The 15,905-nt window shown below is 47.6% G+C and carries 12 protein-coding genes; 2 read left to right on the forward strand and 10 right to left on the reverse strand.

The features are described from left to right. Positions 1–6 precede the first annotated feature (6 nt). The 10 genes from B9A14_RS14610 to mtnP form a co-directional block, all read right to left on the reverse strand. Positions 7–840, reverse strand: coding sequence for a carbohydrate ABC transporter permease (locus tag B9A14_RS14610; protein WP_084666574.1), 834 nt, complete (start codon positions 838–840; stop codon positions 7–9). A gap of 17 nt (positions 841–857) precedes the next feature. After that, the gene (locus B9A14_RS14615; RefSeq protein ID WP_084666575.1) at positions 858–1,730 is read right to left on the reverse strand and encodes a carbohydrate ABC transporter permease; all 873 of its coding nucleotides are present in this window, start codon (positions 1,728–1,730) and stop codon (positions 858–860) included. Positions 1,731–1,811: 81 nt separating this feature from the next. Then, positions 1,812–3,095: an ABC transporter substrate-binding protein gene (locus B9A14_RS14620; RefSeq protein ID WP_157109979.1), complete on the reverse strand. Its 1,284-nt coding sequence runs from the start codon at positions 3,093–3,095 to the stop codon at positions 1,812–1,814. Between the two features lie 215 nt (positions 3,096–3,310). Further along, complete coding sequence (locus tag B9A14_RS14625) at positions 3,311–4,912, reverse strand: response regulator transcription factor (RefSeq protein WP_084666576.1); 1,602 nt, start codon at positions 4,910–4,912, stop codon at positions 3,311–3,313. Then, a complete protein-coding gene (locus B9A14_RS14630) occupies positions 4,878–6,614 on the reverse strand; it encodes a cache domain-containing sensor histidine kinase (protein WP_231967810.1) in 1,737 nt (578 codons plus the stop codon). The genes B9A14_RS14625 and B9A14_RS14630 overlap by 35 nt, the downstream gene beginning before the upstream one ends. Positions 6,615–6,866: 252 nt before the next feature. Next, positions 6,867–7,517 (reverse strand): beta-phosphoglucomutase, encoded by a 651-nt coding sequence (pgmB, locus tag B9A14_RS14635; protein WP_084666578.1) that lies wholly within the window; start codon positions 7,515–7,517, stop codon positions 6,867–6,869. Between the two features lie 13 nt (positions 7,518–7,530). Then, a complete protein-coding gene (locus tag B9A14_RS14640; RefSeq protein WP_084666579.1) occupies positions 7,531–9,894 on the reverse strand; it encodes a glycoside hydrolase family 65 protein in 2,364 nt (787 codons plus the stop codon). Between the two features lie 26 nt (positions 9,895–9,920). Continuing rightward, positions 9,921–11,084 carry a phosphopentomutase gene (locus B9A14_RS14645; protein WP_172839222.1) on the reverse strand — a complete coding sequence of 388 codons (1,164 nt, stop codon included), beginning with the start codon at positions 11,082–11,084 and terminating at the stop codon, positions 9,921–9,923. Between the two features lie 42 nt (positions 11,085–11,126). Further along, positions 11,127–12,380, reverse strand: coding sequence for an adenosylhomocysteinase (locus B9A14_RS14650; RefSeq protein ID WP_084666581.1), 1,254 nt, complete (start codon positions 12,378–12,380; stop codon positions 11,127–11,129). A 79-nt stretch (positions 12,381–12,459) separates the two neighbouring features. After that, on the reverse strand, positions 12,460–13,263 hold the full coding sequence (gene mtnP, locus B9A14_RS14655; protein WP_084666582.1) for an S-methyl-5'-thioadenosine phosphorylase: 804 nt from the start codon (positions 13,261–13,263) through the stop codon (positions 12,460–12,462). 150 nt (positions 13,264–13,413) lie between these two features. On the opposite strand from mtnP, the gene galT reads away from it, so the two are divergent. Both galT and glgA read left to right on the forward strand, forming a co-directional pair. Beyond that, positions 13,414–14,460 (forward strand): galactose-1-phosphate uridylyltransferase, encoded by a 1,047-nt coding sequence (gene galT, locus B9A14_RS14660; RefSeq protein WP_084666583.1) that lies wholly within the window; start codon positions 13,414–13,416, stop codon positions 14,458–14,460. Beyond that, complete coding sequence (glgA, locus tag B9A14_RS14665; RefSeq protein WP_084666584.1) at positions 14,444–15,895, forward strand: glycogen synthase GlgA; 1,452 nt, start codon at positions 14,444–14,446, stop codon at positions 15,893–15,895. The genes galT and glgA overlap by 17 nt, the downstream gene beginning before the upstream one ends. The last annotated feature ends 10 nt before the right edge of the window (positions 15,896–15,905 follow it).

Genomic DNA, 15,905 nt, shown 5'->3' on the forward strand with positions numbered 1-15,905 from the left:
CTCCCCCTATCCCTTAATGGCTCCTGCGGTAAGCCCAGAGATAATCCTTTGTTGGAAAACCAATACCATTATAATCAATGGGACAGTGACTATGACGGAAGCCGCCGCCATATCCCCCCAAGGGAGATCAAACTGGCCCGGGAACATGGCGATGGCTACGGTGACAGTGCGCATGCTCACTTTGCTGTTAAAGACTAAAGCAAATAGAAATTCATTCCAGGCTGCGATAAAGGTGAGGATGGCAGTAGTAAATACACCTGGGGCGGCCAAGGGGAAAATGATCCGGGCTAGCGTCACTAAAGGTGTAGCTCCATCTACCCTGGCCGACTCTTCTAGTTCTAAGGGTATGCTCTTAAAGAAGGTGGTCAAGTTCCACAGGGCCAAGGGCAAATTAAAGGCTGTATAGGGGATTATAAGGGCCCAGTAAGTGTTAAGGAGATGCATCTTCATCATAAAGAGGTAGAGAGGCCCTATCACTGCTATACCAGGGAACATAGAGACGGCCAAAAACAGGGAAAGGATGAGTTTTTTCCCCTTCATCTTTAGCCTACTTAAGGCATAAGCCGCAAAGGAAGAAAGTAGGATACATAATATGGTAGCACTTCCAGCCACAATAAAGCTATTCTTTACAGGAACTAAAAAAGAGCGCTTGACCAGTACGGAATAATAGTACTCCATATATAGGTGGCTGGGAATCCACTTAGGCGGTATGCTCCATAATTCAGCTGGCGACTTAAAAGAGGTCAATACCTGCCATATGAAGGGGAACAAGATGACTGTGACTGCTGCTATCACTCCTAAATAAAACAGGCCGTTATATACTCTCTTCTTAAACCCCAATTTGCCTTCCTCTCTCCCTACTTTTCATCGGTACTTAAGAGCCGGATATAAATAAGGCTTATCCCGAATACCATAAAGAAGATCACTACCGAAAGGGCAGAGCCCAGGCCGAAATCCAGATTTCTAAACAAAGTCTTGTAAGCATAGATGGTCAAGGTCTCCGTCGAATTGCCGGGCCCTCCCCCAGTTAGAACATAGATAAGATCAAATACCCGGAAGGCGTCCAAGGTCCGGAAGATCAGGGCCACCAGGATAGCAGGCTTGAGCAAGGGTAAGGTGATGCGGGTAAACTGCTTAAGCCGCGAAGCTCCATCTACCGTAGCCGCTTCATACAGCTCCTCCGGAATAACCTGCAAGCCCGCCAGCAGCAGCAAGGCCATGAAGGGGGTAGTCTTCCACACATCAGCTATTATGGCTGCTGCCAGGGCCGTCTTTTCGCTGCCTAGCCAGGCCTGGTAAGCAGGAATTATTTTTAGCCTCAATAGAATATCGTTTATAGCCCCTAACTGATCGTTGTAGAGGAACTTCCACATCATGGCCGAAATGACAGTGGGTATAGCCCAGGGCACCAGGGCAGCAGCCCTCACTAGCCCCCTTCCCCGGTAACTCTTGTGCATAAGCAAAGCCAAACTTAAGCCCAAAATAAGTTCCAGGGCCACAGAAACCAAGGTAAAGGTAAAAGTATTTGTAGTGGCACTTAAAAAGCGGCTATCCCTTAGCAAGCTCAAGTAATTTTCTAATCCTACCCACTTACTCAGGTGAGGAAATTGGAGTTGAAGCCTGAAAAAACTCATCCAGAGTGTTTGAAGTACAGGGTATAAGGCTATAAGAACTATACAGGTTAGCGCAGGTAAAACTAGGAAAAAGCCTAAGCGCGTTTCACTTCTCATGCAGAGCCTACCTCTTTAAGATGCCTTATTTTTAGAGGGCAAGGCACAACTTGGCGCCTTGCCCTTTACTTAAGCTTTAAGCTATTTTTTCTTCATTATCTCCGTGATAGCTTTCTCCACATTCTTTACAGCTTCTTCGGCCGAGATTTGACCAGTCAGCGCCTTGTGGAAGTTAATCTGCATGGCATCAGAAATTTGTGGGTAGTAGGGCGATACCGGCCGCGGCTTGGCAGTTAAGAAAGCTTCTAGCAAGGTTTTAAAGTGGGGATTTTTGCTTAGCACTTCCGTGTCGCTGTAAACTGCTTTTCTGGTAGGAAGCCATCCAGCCATCAAGGCGCTGGTCTTTTGCGCTTCATCGCTAGTCATAAATTCTATAAATTTCCAGGCCTCATCCGGATGTTGGGAAAATTTGCTTATAGCCAGGTTCCAACCGCCTAACGTAGGGGCGCCCGCCTTACCTTGAGGACCATGGGGCAGGGGCGCTATCCCTACTTTACCCTTAACCGGGGAACCATCCTCGTTTACCTTTCCCCAGGCATAAGGCCAGTTGCGCATGAAGAGGGCCTCTCCTTGCTGGAATACGTTCCTGGCATCCTCTTCCATGTAGGTGGTCACGCCCTCAGGGGCTATTTTTTCTTTTACCATGCTGACCATTTCCTTAAGCCCCTCAATAGCTTGGGGCGAGTTTATAACCACCTTATCTCCTTCTAATACTTCCCCACCATTGCCGTGAATAAACTCTAGGGCGTCGCAAACTAAACCTTCATACTGGTTACCTCGAAAAACAAAGCCATATTTTATACCATTCTTACCCATTTGTTCTTTGGCAATCTTCTTAAGCTCTTCCCACGTCTTAGGAGGCTCCTTCACCAGATCCTTACGGTAGTAAAGCAATCCAGCATCCGTATACCACGGAACAGCATAAATCTCGCCCTTATAAGTTACAGCTTGCATAGGGCCTTCCAAGAATTTGGCCCGCTCGCTTTCCGGTAAATATTTAGATAAGGGCAATACCCATCCCGCGCTAGCAAACTCTGCTGGCCAGATCACATCTAAAGAAAGCACATCTATGCTAGAATCCTGAGCAGAAAGGGCAGTCACATAAGCATTGTGTTGATCATCGGTTGACCAGGGCATTTCCTGAAAATTAACTTTAATGTTGGGGTACTTCTCTTCAAACTTTTTAATCAAGGCCTTGATCTGCCCTGAAGTATCTTTGCCTGTCCGGAAATTGAGGGTGACTACTTTATTTTCTGAGCTCTCTTTCGCGCTCTCCTGGGTTTTCCCCTTACCGCCGCACCCTCCCAAAAAGGCTAAAGCCAGGATAACGGCCGCAAGAACCGCCAGAGCTTTAAAACCTTTCACAATGCTCCTCCTTCCTAAGAGATTCCCTCTCCCCAAGGAAAATCAAGAAAAATATCGATAATTGTCGGATGCGTCCTCGCTCTCCAACCTCCCCTATCTTAAATTTCTTGCTTTCTAATTTAGAGGGTAGCGAAAGGAGGGTTCCTTGAAAATGGGACATATCTACGAAAAGGTGTAATATTTTAAGGCTTTTTTAAGGGTTTTTTAAGGGTTTTTTAAGCTATGTCCCGGTACTCAGCGGGGGTCAAGCCGGTAACCTTTTTAAATATCTTGCTAAAATATTTGGCATCCGTATATCCCACTTTGGAAGCTACATCGTATATTTTAAGCCGTGGGTCTTTAAGCAGTAACTTAGCCTTCTCTATACGGAAGCGAGTAAGATAATCGGTGAAATTTTCGCCCGTAAGGTGTTTAAAAAGAAAGCTTAAATAATTAGGAGTAAAATATAATTCCCGGGCTAAGCTTTGCAGGTTAAAATCCGCCTCACCATATCTCTTTTCTACCGCCTCGTAAATTTTCCCCAGAATCCATTTGTTTTTGTTTCCCTTCTTCCACTCCAGGTAATCTAAGAACAGGCTTAAAAGCTCTTTTACCCATTCTTCCACCTCTTCTAAGGCGCGCTTGCTCTCCAGCTCCTGCCATATATCCCTTTGCCCCCAAAGCGTATCCGGTGGCTCGCCCAGTTCATAGAGGGCCCGGGCCAACAGGGAAATTATGTGAAACACCCACCACTTAACAGCCGGTATAGCAACTTTCGCTCTTTTAATCTCAGCAAATATCTCTTGCAAAAGCTTTAAGGCCCTCTCCCTTTCCCCCCGCTTTATCAAGGGCAAAAGCTCCTCTTCCCGCTCGTAGACATCCGGGTAAAAGTCTTCCTGAGGAGGCTCTACGTCTTTAATAAATATGATAGAATTCCTCCCTAAATAAAAGCGGTAGCCCAGGGCTTCCTCAGCCTGCTTTCTCGAGCGGTAAAGCTTGTTTAACCGTACCAGGCTCCCCACCCCGGCGCTCACCTCATGGCCAGCGGATAAAAGAAATTCATGTAAGTTAAAAGCCACCTCTTCCCACTCTCTTTCCTCGCCTTCCGCCACCTTCACCAGGACCGCTGCGCGGTAATTAGGCTGAGTTAAAATATATGCCCTGATACCCCTAGCCTTAAAAAATTCCCCCAGGGCCTGCGTAAGTTTTAAAAGGGACAGCTGCTTTTCTTCTTCCCCGGCTTCTGGCCTTAAATTTTCGAGCTCCACTAGGAGGCATCCCCAGTACCCTGTGGACGTATCCAGTTCCAAGCCTAAAAAGACCGCCTTCTCCTTAATAGCCTCCTCGCTCAAGCTATTCTCCCTTAGAAGCTCTTCCCAAAACTTTTCCCTCAAAACAGGAAGGGATTGGCTAAGGAGGGCCTTAAGCCTTTCCTCTTCTTTTAATTTTTCCCTTTCCTCTCGGCGCACACCTTTGGCCTTTAAGACCGCTTCTATAAGCTCTTCCCTTTCCACCGGCTTTAAAAGATAATCAAAAGCCCCTAGCTTTACTGCCGCTTGAGCATAAGTAAAATCGTCATAGGCCGAGAGGATGAGGACTTTGATACCCGAATCTAACTCCTTAATTCTTTTAAGCAGCTCAAGCCCGTCCATCCCTGGCATCCTGATATCTACCAGAGCTATATCGGGCTTCTCTTGTCTAATAATTTCCAGGGCCTCCAAGCCATCGGCTGCTGGCCCTACCACCTTAAGCCCGTACTCCGGCCAGTTAATGCCCTGGCAGATGCCCTGGCGCACCAGGGCCTCATCGTCCACCACCAGCAATTTCATGAACTCCATCTTCCTCCGCCTCCCTCCGGGGAAGTCTTAGGCTAACCAGGGTGCCTTGTCCAGGCTGGCTGTGAAAGGATAACCCATAGGAGGGGCCAAACTTTATCTTTATCCTTTCCTCTACCAGCTTTAATCCCAGGTGACCGCCTGTTTTGCCTGCCAGCATCTCTTGGATAATGCCTTCTTCACAACCTACCCCGTTATCCTCTACCATAAGGAAAATATCCTCCCCTTTAAGATACCCCGATATTTTAATTTCTCCTTTGCCCGTCTTGGGCTCCAAGCCATGGACCAGAGCATTTTCTACCAAAGGCTGTAGAGTAAATTTGGGGATAAGGATATTCTCAATCCCCGGCGCTATATCTAGCACATAATCTATTTTCTCGCCATATCGCATCTTCTGGATGGCCAGGTATCGCTTTATATTCTCTATCTCCTCCTTAAGGGTCACCTCTTCCCGGGGGCTCAAAGAGTACCGCATAATGCCGGCCAGGGAAGTAACCATCTTGCTAATATCCATAGCCCCGCGGCTTATAGCCATCCAATTTATGGATTCTAAGACGTTATACAAGAAATGGGGGTTGACCTGGGCTTGCAGGGTTTTAAGCTCAGCCTCCTTCTGCTTGGCTGTAGCCTCTACCACTTGCCCTATCAAGCCTTCGATTCGATGAAGCATCCGGTTAAAGCCGGAAGCTAGTACACTTATCTCATCAGAAGTGGCCGCTTCAGCCCTGACGCTAAGATCCCCCTTTTCCACTTCTCGCATTACCTGTAAGAGCTTACCTAAGGGCTGGGTTATACCAGAGGCTATCCGGTAAGCCCACAGCGCTGCCGCCAGGGCGCTTAAGATTATGGCCAGTAAGGTATAATTTTGGATAACCCTGGCCGTACCACCCGCTTCTTTATAGGGCACCACTCCCACTAGTTTCCATCCTGTAGCTTCTACCGTGGTATAGAAAATCAAAGTCTTTCGATCCCCCAGCGTGGTTAAAAAGTTTCCCGCACCAGCAGAACCTAATACCCGGCTTATATAATCTTCCTGGATAACAGTTCCCAGTTTTTGGGGGTCCCGGTGGTATAATACCCGTCCTTCTTTATCCACTAAAAGGACATAGCCTGTCCGGCCTAAAGTTATACCGCCCAGTATATCGGCCAGGGTAGAAATATTCACCTCCACCGAAGCCACGGCTAAGGTTACCTGGTAGTTTTTTACCGATTTAATAGCCCTCAAGCCGGATATAAAGGTGCCAGCTTTAAAAAGTTCTGCGTGAGGGCCCCGCCAGAAAGTCTTGCCCTGAAGTTCCAATGTCTTCTTAAACCACTCCTCCTCTTTTACCATGCTATCATTAAAGACGTAGCCCCCAGCCCACAAAGGAGGGTAAAGGGGGCGCGAAAGGGCATATACCTTGAAACTTTCATACCGCCGATTTAACCCCCCCGGGAAGGTAAGGGATCTGTTTATCCTGGATACTTCCTGGGAGGCGCTAAACTCGTCCTGAGGTGCGGGAGAGTTTAAAGTTTCTTGCAATTCCCTGTCCATAGAGATGATAAATAAAGTGTTGTTGACTTCGTCGACTACAGAAACCAAATTTTTCTTGGCCTGCTCCAGGGTCTGGGAGATGGTATTAAGGGCTTGCTCATTGATAGCCCTGGCGGCCAAAAAACTGGATATGAACCCCACAGCGCTTAGCCAGGGGACCAAAAGAAGCATAAAAGCCACAAAAATTTTGCTACTCAAATTCATTTTCCTAAAAAACCTTAACTTACCAGAAGATTGCACTACTTAAAACCTCGCTTGCTCTAAAGCCCTAAAGTTAAACAATAGGCATCCAAGCAATATTATATCTCATGTCGCCCCGCCGGGCACTTAAAGCATGCTGAAGGCCTCAAAATAGAAAAAGCCTTGCCCCTAAATTTATAAGGGGCAGGGCCAACACGAATTCATGGGATGGAACCTCAGACCTTAAAAAAATAACTCTAGGATAGGGGTTATAAAGGTTAGATCCTTTACAACAAGGTCAGCATCTTTTAGCGCCTCTTTATCGCCAATGCCAACGGCCAACATACCCGCCCTCTTTAAGGCTTCAATGCCTGCCGCTGAATCTTCAAAGCCTACACACTCCCAAGGCTTAACGCCAATATTCTGGGCCGCCACCAAGAATATCTCAGGGTCAGGTTTTCCCTTCTTAATCCGCCCGGCGTCCACTACATGATCGAACCACTCTATTATCCTCAAGTTTTTTAAAACGGTGGGAGCATTTTTGCTGGCCGAGGCCACCGCCAGCTTAACACCCCAGGCTTTGAGGGTCGCTATCAAATTAGTTACGCCGGGCAATATATCTTTAGGAGTTATATTCTTTATCATCTCCACGTAATACTGATTCTTTCTGTTGGCGTAATATTCCTTTTCCTGGTGGCTAAAATTTTGGCCATTCTCTTCCAAAATAATCTCTAAGGATTCTAGCCTTCCGATCCCCTTTAACCTTTCATTTATTTTTTCGTCAAAATAAAGCCCTAACTCACTGGCTAGCCTTTTCCAGGCCAGGTAATGATATTTAGCTGTATCAGTTATAACCCCATCCAGATCAAATATGGCCCCTTTGCGACGTAGCATACTACACCTTTCCTTAAGCTCCTTTGCTTAAGAGGTTAAATTTAGCCCCGCGCCTGGGAGGTACTTTTTTAGATATGGTAGTTCCTGGCTTAAGTAAGACTTCTTCACCAAAGTGGTGTATCTTTAAAGCTTCGCCTTCCACTAAGGTGTAATGGGCCACCTTCCTTTCTATTGTTACCTTTACTTTCCTACCATGATATTTTATGGCAAAAGCCAGTCTTTTCCATCGATTTGGTATAATAGGAGAAAAATGTAAACCGTTGGAATAAAGCCTCATCCCGCCAAAACCGTAGACAGCCGCGCTCCAGGCCCCTCCCATGCTAGCCGCATGGATGCCGTCCTTGGTGTTGCCGTGGTAATCATCCAAATCCATCCGGGCAGCGTGCAAAAAGTAATTATAAGCCTTTTCTTCGTATCCTATCTCCCAAGCTAGGATGCTAAATATGGGCGGGGAAAGGGACGAATCGTGGGTGGTTATAGGCTCATAGTAATCATAATTTCGCTTTACATCTTCCAGGGTAAATTTCTCCCGGAGCAAAAACAAGAGTAATAGGACATCGGGCTGCTTGCAGATCTGGTAGCGATAAATATTAAGATAGTGCCAGTGAAGTAAAAGGGGAAACTGTTCGCGCGGTATTTGGTCCGCCGGTATCCTCTTTTTGTAAAGAAAGCTATCATCCTGTGGTATTATTTTCATCTTCCGCGAGTAAGGTAAATATACGTGGGCCGCAGCCCGGCGCCATTCCTCAATTTCCCCTTCCTTTAAATTTATCTTTCCTGCTACCCTGGCATAATCCGCCGGCCGCTCCCTCTTCATTTTCTCAGCTACTACTACAGCGTATTCCAAGTTCATTTTGGCCATATAGTTGGTATAGGCGTTGTTATCCACTAAAGCTTTATATTCATCGGGACCGGTTACGCAATTGAAGCAGAATTTATTGCCCTTGCTGGGAATGTAGGACCCGAGGTCCACCCAGAATCTGGCCGTCTCAAAAACCATCTCAGCCCCGTAACTCCACAGGAAATCCACGTCCCCCGTCACTTCCACATAGCGCTTTAAGGCGTAGATGATGTCTGCGTTTATATGGTATTGAGCGGTGCCAGCTGGGAAATAAGCTGAGCATTCAGGGCCGTCGATGGTCCTCCAGGGATAAAGCGCTCCTTTATGCCCTAGCTCCTTAGCCCTGCTTCTAGCAGCATCAAGCAAACTATAGCGGTGTAGCAGTAACGCTTTGGCTATCTCCGGCCTGGTGAAGAGGAAAAAGGGTAAGATGTATATATCGGAATCCCAGAAGTAGTGGCCTCCATACCCTTCTCCTGTCAAACCTTTGGCAGCTATATTGGTCTTGCCGTCCCTGCCAGTAGACTGCAAAAGGGAAAAAAGGCAAAACCTTATACCTTGTTGGGCCGCCGGGTCCCCCTCGATCTTTATATCGGCATCTTCCCAGAAACTAGCGAGAAACTTTTCTTGTTCTTTTTCCAATACCTGAAAACTATCTTCCTTGGCTTTTTCCACCTCCCTTAAGGCCAAGTTTACCAAATCCTTTTCCTCATAATCCCTAGAAGTAAAGTAGGAAATATATTTAAAGAGGGTATAGGGAACTCCCTTAGAAGCTTTAAGTTTGAACTTTATCACAACTGCGTCCTCATCTAAGCAGCCTGAAACTTTAACCCCGCTAGCTGGCGTTAGAGAGTGTTCCAGGGCACACACCAGGGAAAAGCCGCTTCTTAAGGTTTTCTGCTTAATCCAGGCCGCCGTCCCTTCTATTTCTTTATCTACAGTAATCAAGCCGCGGCCCTTAAGGCCAGCCCCCACCCTCATATCTTTGCTTTCTGTTAGATTGGAAACCTGGCCATCAATACGAGAGGTAAAGTTAAGCTCTCCTTCAAAATTCAGCGGCTTTATAGTAACCGCTAGTGCCGCTACATGAGGCCTGGGGAAGGAAACTATCCTTTTAATTTCAGCCTCAACCTTCTTCCCCGCTGGTGACTCCCAAACTATCTTACGCTGAAGTATACCCTTCTTTAGGTCCAGGATGCGCTCGTAGAAATGTACCTTCCCTTTTAGGAGGTCAAATTCTTCCCCGTCGATGGTAAGTTTTATGGTTTTGGCATCGGCCACATTTAACATGGCCTGTCCTTTGCGGGCGAACCCATACCCGTCTTCCGGATACTCAATGTCGTACTCCTCATAAAAGCCATTGAGATAAGTAGCGTTAAAGGTAGTCTCTGGGGGACCGCTATATCCTTCTTCTAAGGTGCCCCTCATACCTATATATCCATTTCCCGTAGCAAAAATAGTCTCGTCCCTGTAGTTGGTTTCCACATCAAATTCTGTCTCTCGAATCTGCCACTCCTCTATAGGATAAATTTTCATCCTTCCCCCTCCGGTTTCTTGTCGTTTTAGAGCAAGGCTTGAGCAAAACTAGTGCCATCAAGGTGGTAAGGTACGTGTAGTAATTCGGCTACGGTAGCTGCCAAATCGGCCATGGTGGGTCGAACCCCGATATCGCCCGGCCGTATAGGTTGGCCATAGGCCAGGATAGGTACATACTCCCGGGAATGATCGGTGCTGGGGGTGGTGGGGTCACAACCATGATCCGCGGTAATAAATAGAACATCTCGGGGACCTAAATTCTCTAGTAGCTCCGGTACCCGTTTGTCAAAGGCTTCTAAGGCTAAAGCATACCCCTTTACATCGTTACGGTGTCCATAAAGCATATCAAAGTCCACCAAATTAGTAAATATTAAGCCGCGCTCGCTTTCCCTTAAATATTTACAAGTTTTGTCTACACCATCCATATTGTCATGGGTATGGATCCACCGGGATATCCCCCGCCCCGCAAAGATATCTTTGATTTTGCCTACAGCCAGGACTTGTAATCCCGCCTGGCTTAAAATATCCAGCAAAGTGGGCCGAGGGGGTTCCAGAGAGAAATCCTGGCGCCGGTCTGTGCGGATGAAATGCCCCGGCTCTCCCACGAAGGGCCGGGCGATAACCCTCCCTACAGCGTGCTCCCCTTGGAGAAGCCGCCGGGCTATCCGGCAGTAACGGTAAAGTTCTTCTACCGGGATAATTTCTTCATGGGCAGCAATTTGAAATACGCTATCGGCTGAAGTATAGACGATAGGGTACCCGGTGCGCATATGTTCCTCGCCCAGTTCATGGATAATTTCTGTACCGGAAGCCGGCTTGTTACCCAATACTTTACGCCCTATAGCTTTCTCAAAGGGTTCGATGATCTCCGGTGGAAAGCCATTAGGATATAAAGGAAAAGGCTTTTCCAAAATGAGTCCGGCCAGCTCCCAGTGCCCAGTAGTGGTATCTTTACCCGGGGCCTGAGATCCCATCTTCCCATAAGCAGCAGTGGGTTCAAAAGCTGGAGGGATACCCCGTAAAGGTATAATATTCCCCAAGCCCATCTGGGCTAGATTGGGTAGCTGCAAATCCACCTCTTCCGCTATATTCCCTAGGGTGTTGCTACCCTCATCACCATATTGAGCTGCATCAGGTAGCTCGCCCACTCCTACACTATCTAAAACTAATACCACTACACGGTCTACCACCATAACCTTTATCCCCCATTCCCTAGCCAATAAAGAACAAGATTAATCATGACGCCAGCTAGAAAGATAATTCTTTTGTTCAGGAGTGAGGGTATCGATCTCTACTCCCACAGATTTAAGCCACAGGGAGGCTACTTGGTTATCGATCTCTAAGGGTACAGGTAAAACTTTAGGAGGTAGGTTTCTCGCTTCCTTAACTAGGTACTCCATACACAGGGCTTGAAGGCCAAAGGAAAGATCCATAATCTCTACCGGATGACCATCAGCCGCAGCGATGTTCACCAGCCGACCTTCGGCTAAAAGGTATAGCCTCCGACCGTCCTTAAGTTCAAATTCCTCTATATTTCGACGTACCACCCTGCGGCTGCGGGAGATAGCTTCTAGATCCTTCTTGTTTATTTCCACGTCGAAGTGACCGGCGTTGGCCAGGAGCGCCCCATCCTTCATCAGTGCATAATGTTCCCCACGGATAACACTAATACACCCGGTGGTAGTCACAAAGATATCGCCCATCTTGGCTGCCTCGGCCATGGGTAGAACCTCAAAGCCGTCCATAAGGGCCTCCATAGCCCGGATGGGATCTACTTCTACTACGATAACCCTAGCTCCCAACCCCCTCCCCCGTAGGGCCACCCCCCGCCCGCACCAACCATAACCTGCCACCACCACTGTTTTCCCGCAGATAGCCAGATTAGTGGTACGCATAATACCGTCCCAGGTCGACTGGCCCGTACCATAACGATTATCAAAGAGGTGTTTAGATCGGGCATTGTTAACCGCCAGCATAGGAAAGGCCAAAACCCCATCCCTCTCCATAGCTTTAAGCCGAAGGATACCTGTAGTAGTTTCCTCCGCACCACCTAAGACGCCCGCTAAAACATCCCGCCGTTCGGTATGCAATAGATGAACCAGGTCACCTCCATCATCTATGATGAGCTGGGGTTTAGTATCGAGAACTTTATGTAAGAAAGAGTTATACTCTTCAAGGGTACACCCATGCCAAGCGAATACGCTGATCCCTAGGCTAGCCAAAGCAGCACAAATGTCATCCTGGGTGGAGAGGGGATTAGAACCGCACAGGGCTATCTCTGCTCCCCCAAATTTTAACACTTCAGCCAAGTAAGCGGTTTTGGCCTCGACATGGAGACACATACCTATCCTGAGGCCCTGAAAAGGCCGGTGCTGCTCAAAATCTTGGCGGATATGAGTTAACACTGGCATGTGGCGGCGAACCCACTCTAATTTCTGCTTCCCCTCATTAGCTAAATTGGGGTTACGAATTAAAGAATTAGCCATACCAATATCCCTTCCTTATGGTTATGTGTGCTATATGTCTTTTATATAAACTTACTAAATGTGCTTTCCTTTTTGGATTTTAAGCATCTTTTTTCTCCCTAACTACTGTATCTAACTTTCCCGGAGTATAAGAGCACCGGCACCCTCGCTCTAAAGGGATGCGTGGGATAGCCTGGAATATAAGATTCCTTAGATTCCTGCTGTTTTGGGCCATAACCTCTAAGACTTCATCATGAGTTAAGGGAGTAGCCGAGATACCAGCTGCCATATTAGTAACCATGGCGATGGTACTATAGCAAAGCCCGGCTTCGTGGGCTAGAATAACCTCGGGAACAGCGGTCATGCCCACTACATCCCCTCCTAACTGCCTTATCATCCGGATCTCAGCCGGGGTCTCAAAGCGAGGGCCCTCGGTACAAGCATAGATACCCCCATCGTGGGCTTTAATCCCCAGTTCCCTCGCGGTCTCTAACAGTATCCTCCGTAGCTCAGGACAATAAGGCTGGGTAAAATCCGTATGTACAACCCCCATTTCGCCGCCTTCAAAAAAGGTATAGAGCCGGGTTTTAGTAAAATCTAGGAAATCGTGGACTATAACAAATTCCCCTGGTTGGAAGTCAGGATTAGTGGAGCCTACTGCCGCCGTAGCTATAACCCGTTCTATCCCTAACACTTTTAAGGCCCAGATATTAGCCCGGTAGTTCACCTTATGGGGTGGCAGGGAATGCTTTTCCCCATGGCGGTTCAAAAACACTATCTCTTCAGCTTGATAAAGCCCGATCTTTAGCTTCACCTCTCCGTAAGGCGTCTCTACCCTTTGTTCCCGCATCTCTAGCATTCCCGGATCATAAACGCCGGAGCCACCAATGATAGCGATGCGCAATTCCTCCTTCTCCTTTCTCTAAGAATCTTTTCGTCACCCAAGATATTAACCTTCTAAACTTAAGTAGTAAAGGGGTTCGCGCATAAACTGATACTTTAAGACGAAACCTAGAAAAAGACTTTATTCTTAAAGCGGAGGTCCTACTCCTTTATGCCCGAGTTCCGTCAAGACCCGATCACGCAAAATTGGGTGATCATCTCTACCGAAAGAGCTAAGCGGCCTTCAGACTTTGTTTCTTCTAAGGATAGAGAACAAAAAGAAAAAGCGACCATAAAGGATACTTGCCCTTTTTGTCCAGGTAATGAAGAGCAAACACCGCCCGAAGTTTTTGCCCTCCGCTCCCCCAACACAAGAGCAGACACCCCCGGTTGGCAAGTCCGGGTGGTACCTAATAAGTTTGCCGCCCTCTTGCCTAAAGAAAAAGGAAGGGAGCAAAAGGTGGGGTTATACCGGAGTTTACCTGGAAAGGGCGTACATGAAGTTATAATCGAAATACCTGAGCACGAAGCAAGCTTCCCTAACTATCCTCCTCGGCAAGCCGTGAGGGTATTGCAAGCCTGGCGACAGCGCTATCTACAACATTCCCAACAGGGAGATCTAAAATACATCCAGATTTTCAAAAACCAAGGCCAAATAGCTGGAGCTTCCCTGGAACACCCCCATAGCCAGCTCCTCGCCACTCCCTTGGTACCCCCAACTGTAGCTCAAGAAATAAGGCGGGCACAAGAATACCTAAAGGAGAAAGAAAGCTGCCTCTTCTGTGATCTTCTGGAAAGGGAGATGCAAAAGGGAGTCCGGGTGGTAGCTTTCAACAAGAAGTTTTTAGCCTTCTGTCCCTATGCTTCCCGCTTTCCCTTTGAAACCTGGATTTTCCCCTGGCAGCACCAATCTCATTTTGGAGAAATAGAAGATGAACAGTTAGAAGACCTAGCCGCTATCATACAAGATGTTCTGGGGCGGCTCCAAATGGCCCTACAAGATCCCCCTTTTAACTTAGTTTTGCGTAGCGCTCCTGTAAATGAGGAAACTGAGGAAACAAGGGGGTATCATTGGCACTTTGAACTCCTTCCTCGCTTGACCACAGTGGCTGGGTTTGAATACGGAACCGGCATTTACATTAACCCCACCCCTCCGGAACTGGCTGCCCAATTTTTGACTCAGGCTAATAAGGAGGACGAAAATGACGGAGAGACTTAAAATACTATTCGTATCTTCTGAGGTGGCACCCTTAGCTAAAACCGGTGGCCTGGCCGACGTAGCTGGTAGCTTGCCTAAAGCCCTGGCTAGGCGGGGGATGGATGTACGCGTGGCCCTCCCTCGTTATCGCCATATTACCAACGTCGATTATTTAACCGATCTGCCCGTAGAAATGGACGGAAGTTTAGAAACAGCTATCATCCGCTATACAACCCTTCCTGGCGAACCACCTGTACCGGTGTATCTTGTAGACAATTACAAGTATTTCTATCGAGAAGGGATGTACGGCTACGCGGACGACGATGCCCGCTTTAATTTCTTCTGTAAGGCCATCCTTGCCCTTTTACCCTGGGTAGATTTTAAGCCCGATATTATCCATTGTAATGACTGGCAGACAGCCCCCATCCCTCTTTTCCTAAAAGTAAAGCACGAGAATAACCCTTTCTACCGTGATACGGCTACCATCTTTACCATCCATAATCTGCAATATCAGGGTCATTTTCCTAAAGAGACGTTGAAGCTTTTGACCTTGGGAGATGGGTTTTTTACTCCTGAGCTTCTGGAGTTTTATGGAAAAGTAAACTTTATGAAAGCCGGCCTTCTCTATGCTGATCTCCTTAATACAGTGAGTCCCAAGTATGCCCTAGAGATCCAGACACCTGAACTGGGTGAAGGACTGGACGGTGTGCTACGTAAAAGGGCAGCGGACTTACGCGGGATACTGAACGGTATCGATTACGAGGAATTCAACCCAGCCACGGATCCTCGCCTGGCCGTAAATTACGATGTCCACAGCCTGGAGGGTAAAAAAGAAAATAAAAAAGCCCTCCAACGGGAATTACAACTTCCCGTGCAGGAGGTACCTGTACTGGCCGTAATCTCTAGGCTGGTAAGCCAAAAAGGGTTGGACCTTCTTAGCGCCATCCTCGATATACTTCTGCAACAAGATGTACAGCTAGTCCTTTTAGGAAAAGGCGACGATTATTTCCAACAGCTTTTCTCCCAATATAAGGTAAAATACCGCCATAAGATGGCCGTCAAAATAGGGTTTGATCCGGAACTGGCCCAGCGCATCTACGCTGGAGCCGATATTTTCCTTATGCCCTCACGCTTTGAACCCTGTGGCCTAGCGCAGATGATAAGCCTGCGTTACGGGACCGTACCGGTAGTGCGGGCCACCGGGGGTCTAGAGGATACCATACTGGATTTCCACCAGTACCCCGAGAAGGCTAACGGTTTCACCTTCCACGAATACTCCCCCCAGGCCTTCCTCCAGGCCATAAACCGGGCCTTGAAGGTTTATTATACCCAACCCCATGAGTGGCGAAAAATTATGGAGCGGGGTATGCAGGCTGATTTCTCTTGGGGTGCCTCGGCCGCCCACTATGAGGAAATGTACCGAGAAGCCCTCCTTAAGCGCAGGAGCAGTAGATAACCCAAAAATA

This window comes from Thermanaeromonas toyohensis ToBE (assembly GCF_900176005.1).
GTDB lineage: Bacteria > Bacillota > DSM-521 > Neomoorellales > Neomoorellaceae > Thermanaeromonas > Thermanaeromonas toyohensis.

What these genes read in the sequence shown, in the direction of transcription:
- B9A14_RS14640 (WP_084666579.1), bottom strand. Translation starts at nt 9,894, where the DNA reads ATGAAAATTTATCCTATAGAGGAGTGGCAGATTCGAGAGACAGAATTT.
- B9A14_RS14615 (WP_084666575.1), bottom strand. Translation starts at nt 1,730, where the DNA reads ATGAGAAGTGAAACGCGCTTAGGCTTTTTCCTAGTTTTACCTGCGCTA.
- B9A14_RS14650 (WP_084666581.1), bottom strand. Translation starts at nt 12,380, where the DNA reads ATGGCTAATTCTTTAATTCGTAACCCCAATTTAGCTAATGAGGGGAAG.
- pgmB (WP_084666578.1), bottom strand. Translation starts at nt 7,517, where the DNA reads ATGCTACGTCGCAAAGGGGCCATATTTGATCTGGATGGGGTTATAACT.
- galT (WP_084666583.1), top strand. Translation starts at nt 13,414, where the DNA reads ATGCCCGAGTTCCGTCAAGACCCGATCACGCAAAATTGGGTGATCATC.
- B9A14_RS14630 (WP_231967810.1), bottom strand. Translation starts at nt 6,614, where the DNA reads ATGCTTCTTTTGGTCCCCTGGCTAAGCGCTGTGGGGTTCATATCCAGT.
- glgA (WP_084666584.1), top strand. Translation starts at nt 14,444, where the DNA reads ATGACGGAGAGACTTAAAATACTATTCGTATCTTCTGAGGTGGCACCC.
- B9A14_RS14625 (WP_084666576.1), bottom strand. Translation starts at nt 4,912, where the DNA reads ATGGAGTTCATGAAATTGCTGGTGGTGGACGATGAGGCCCTGGTGCGC.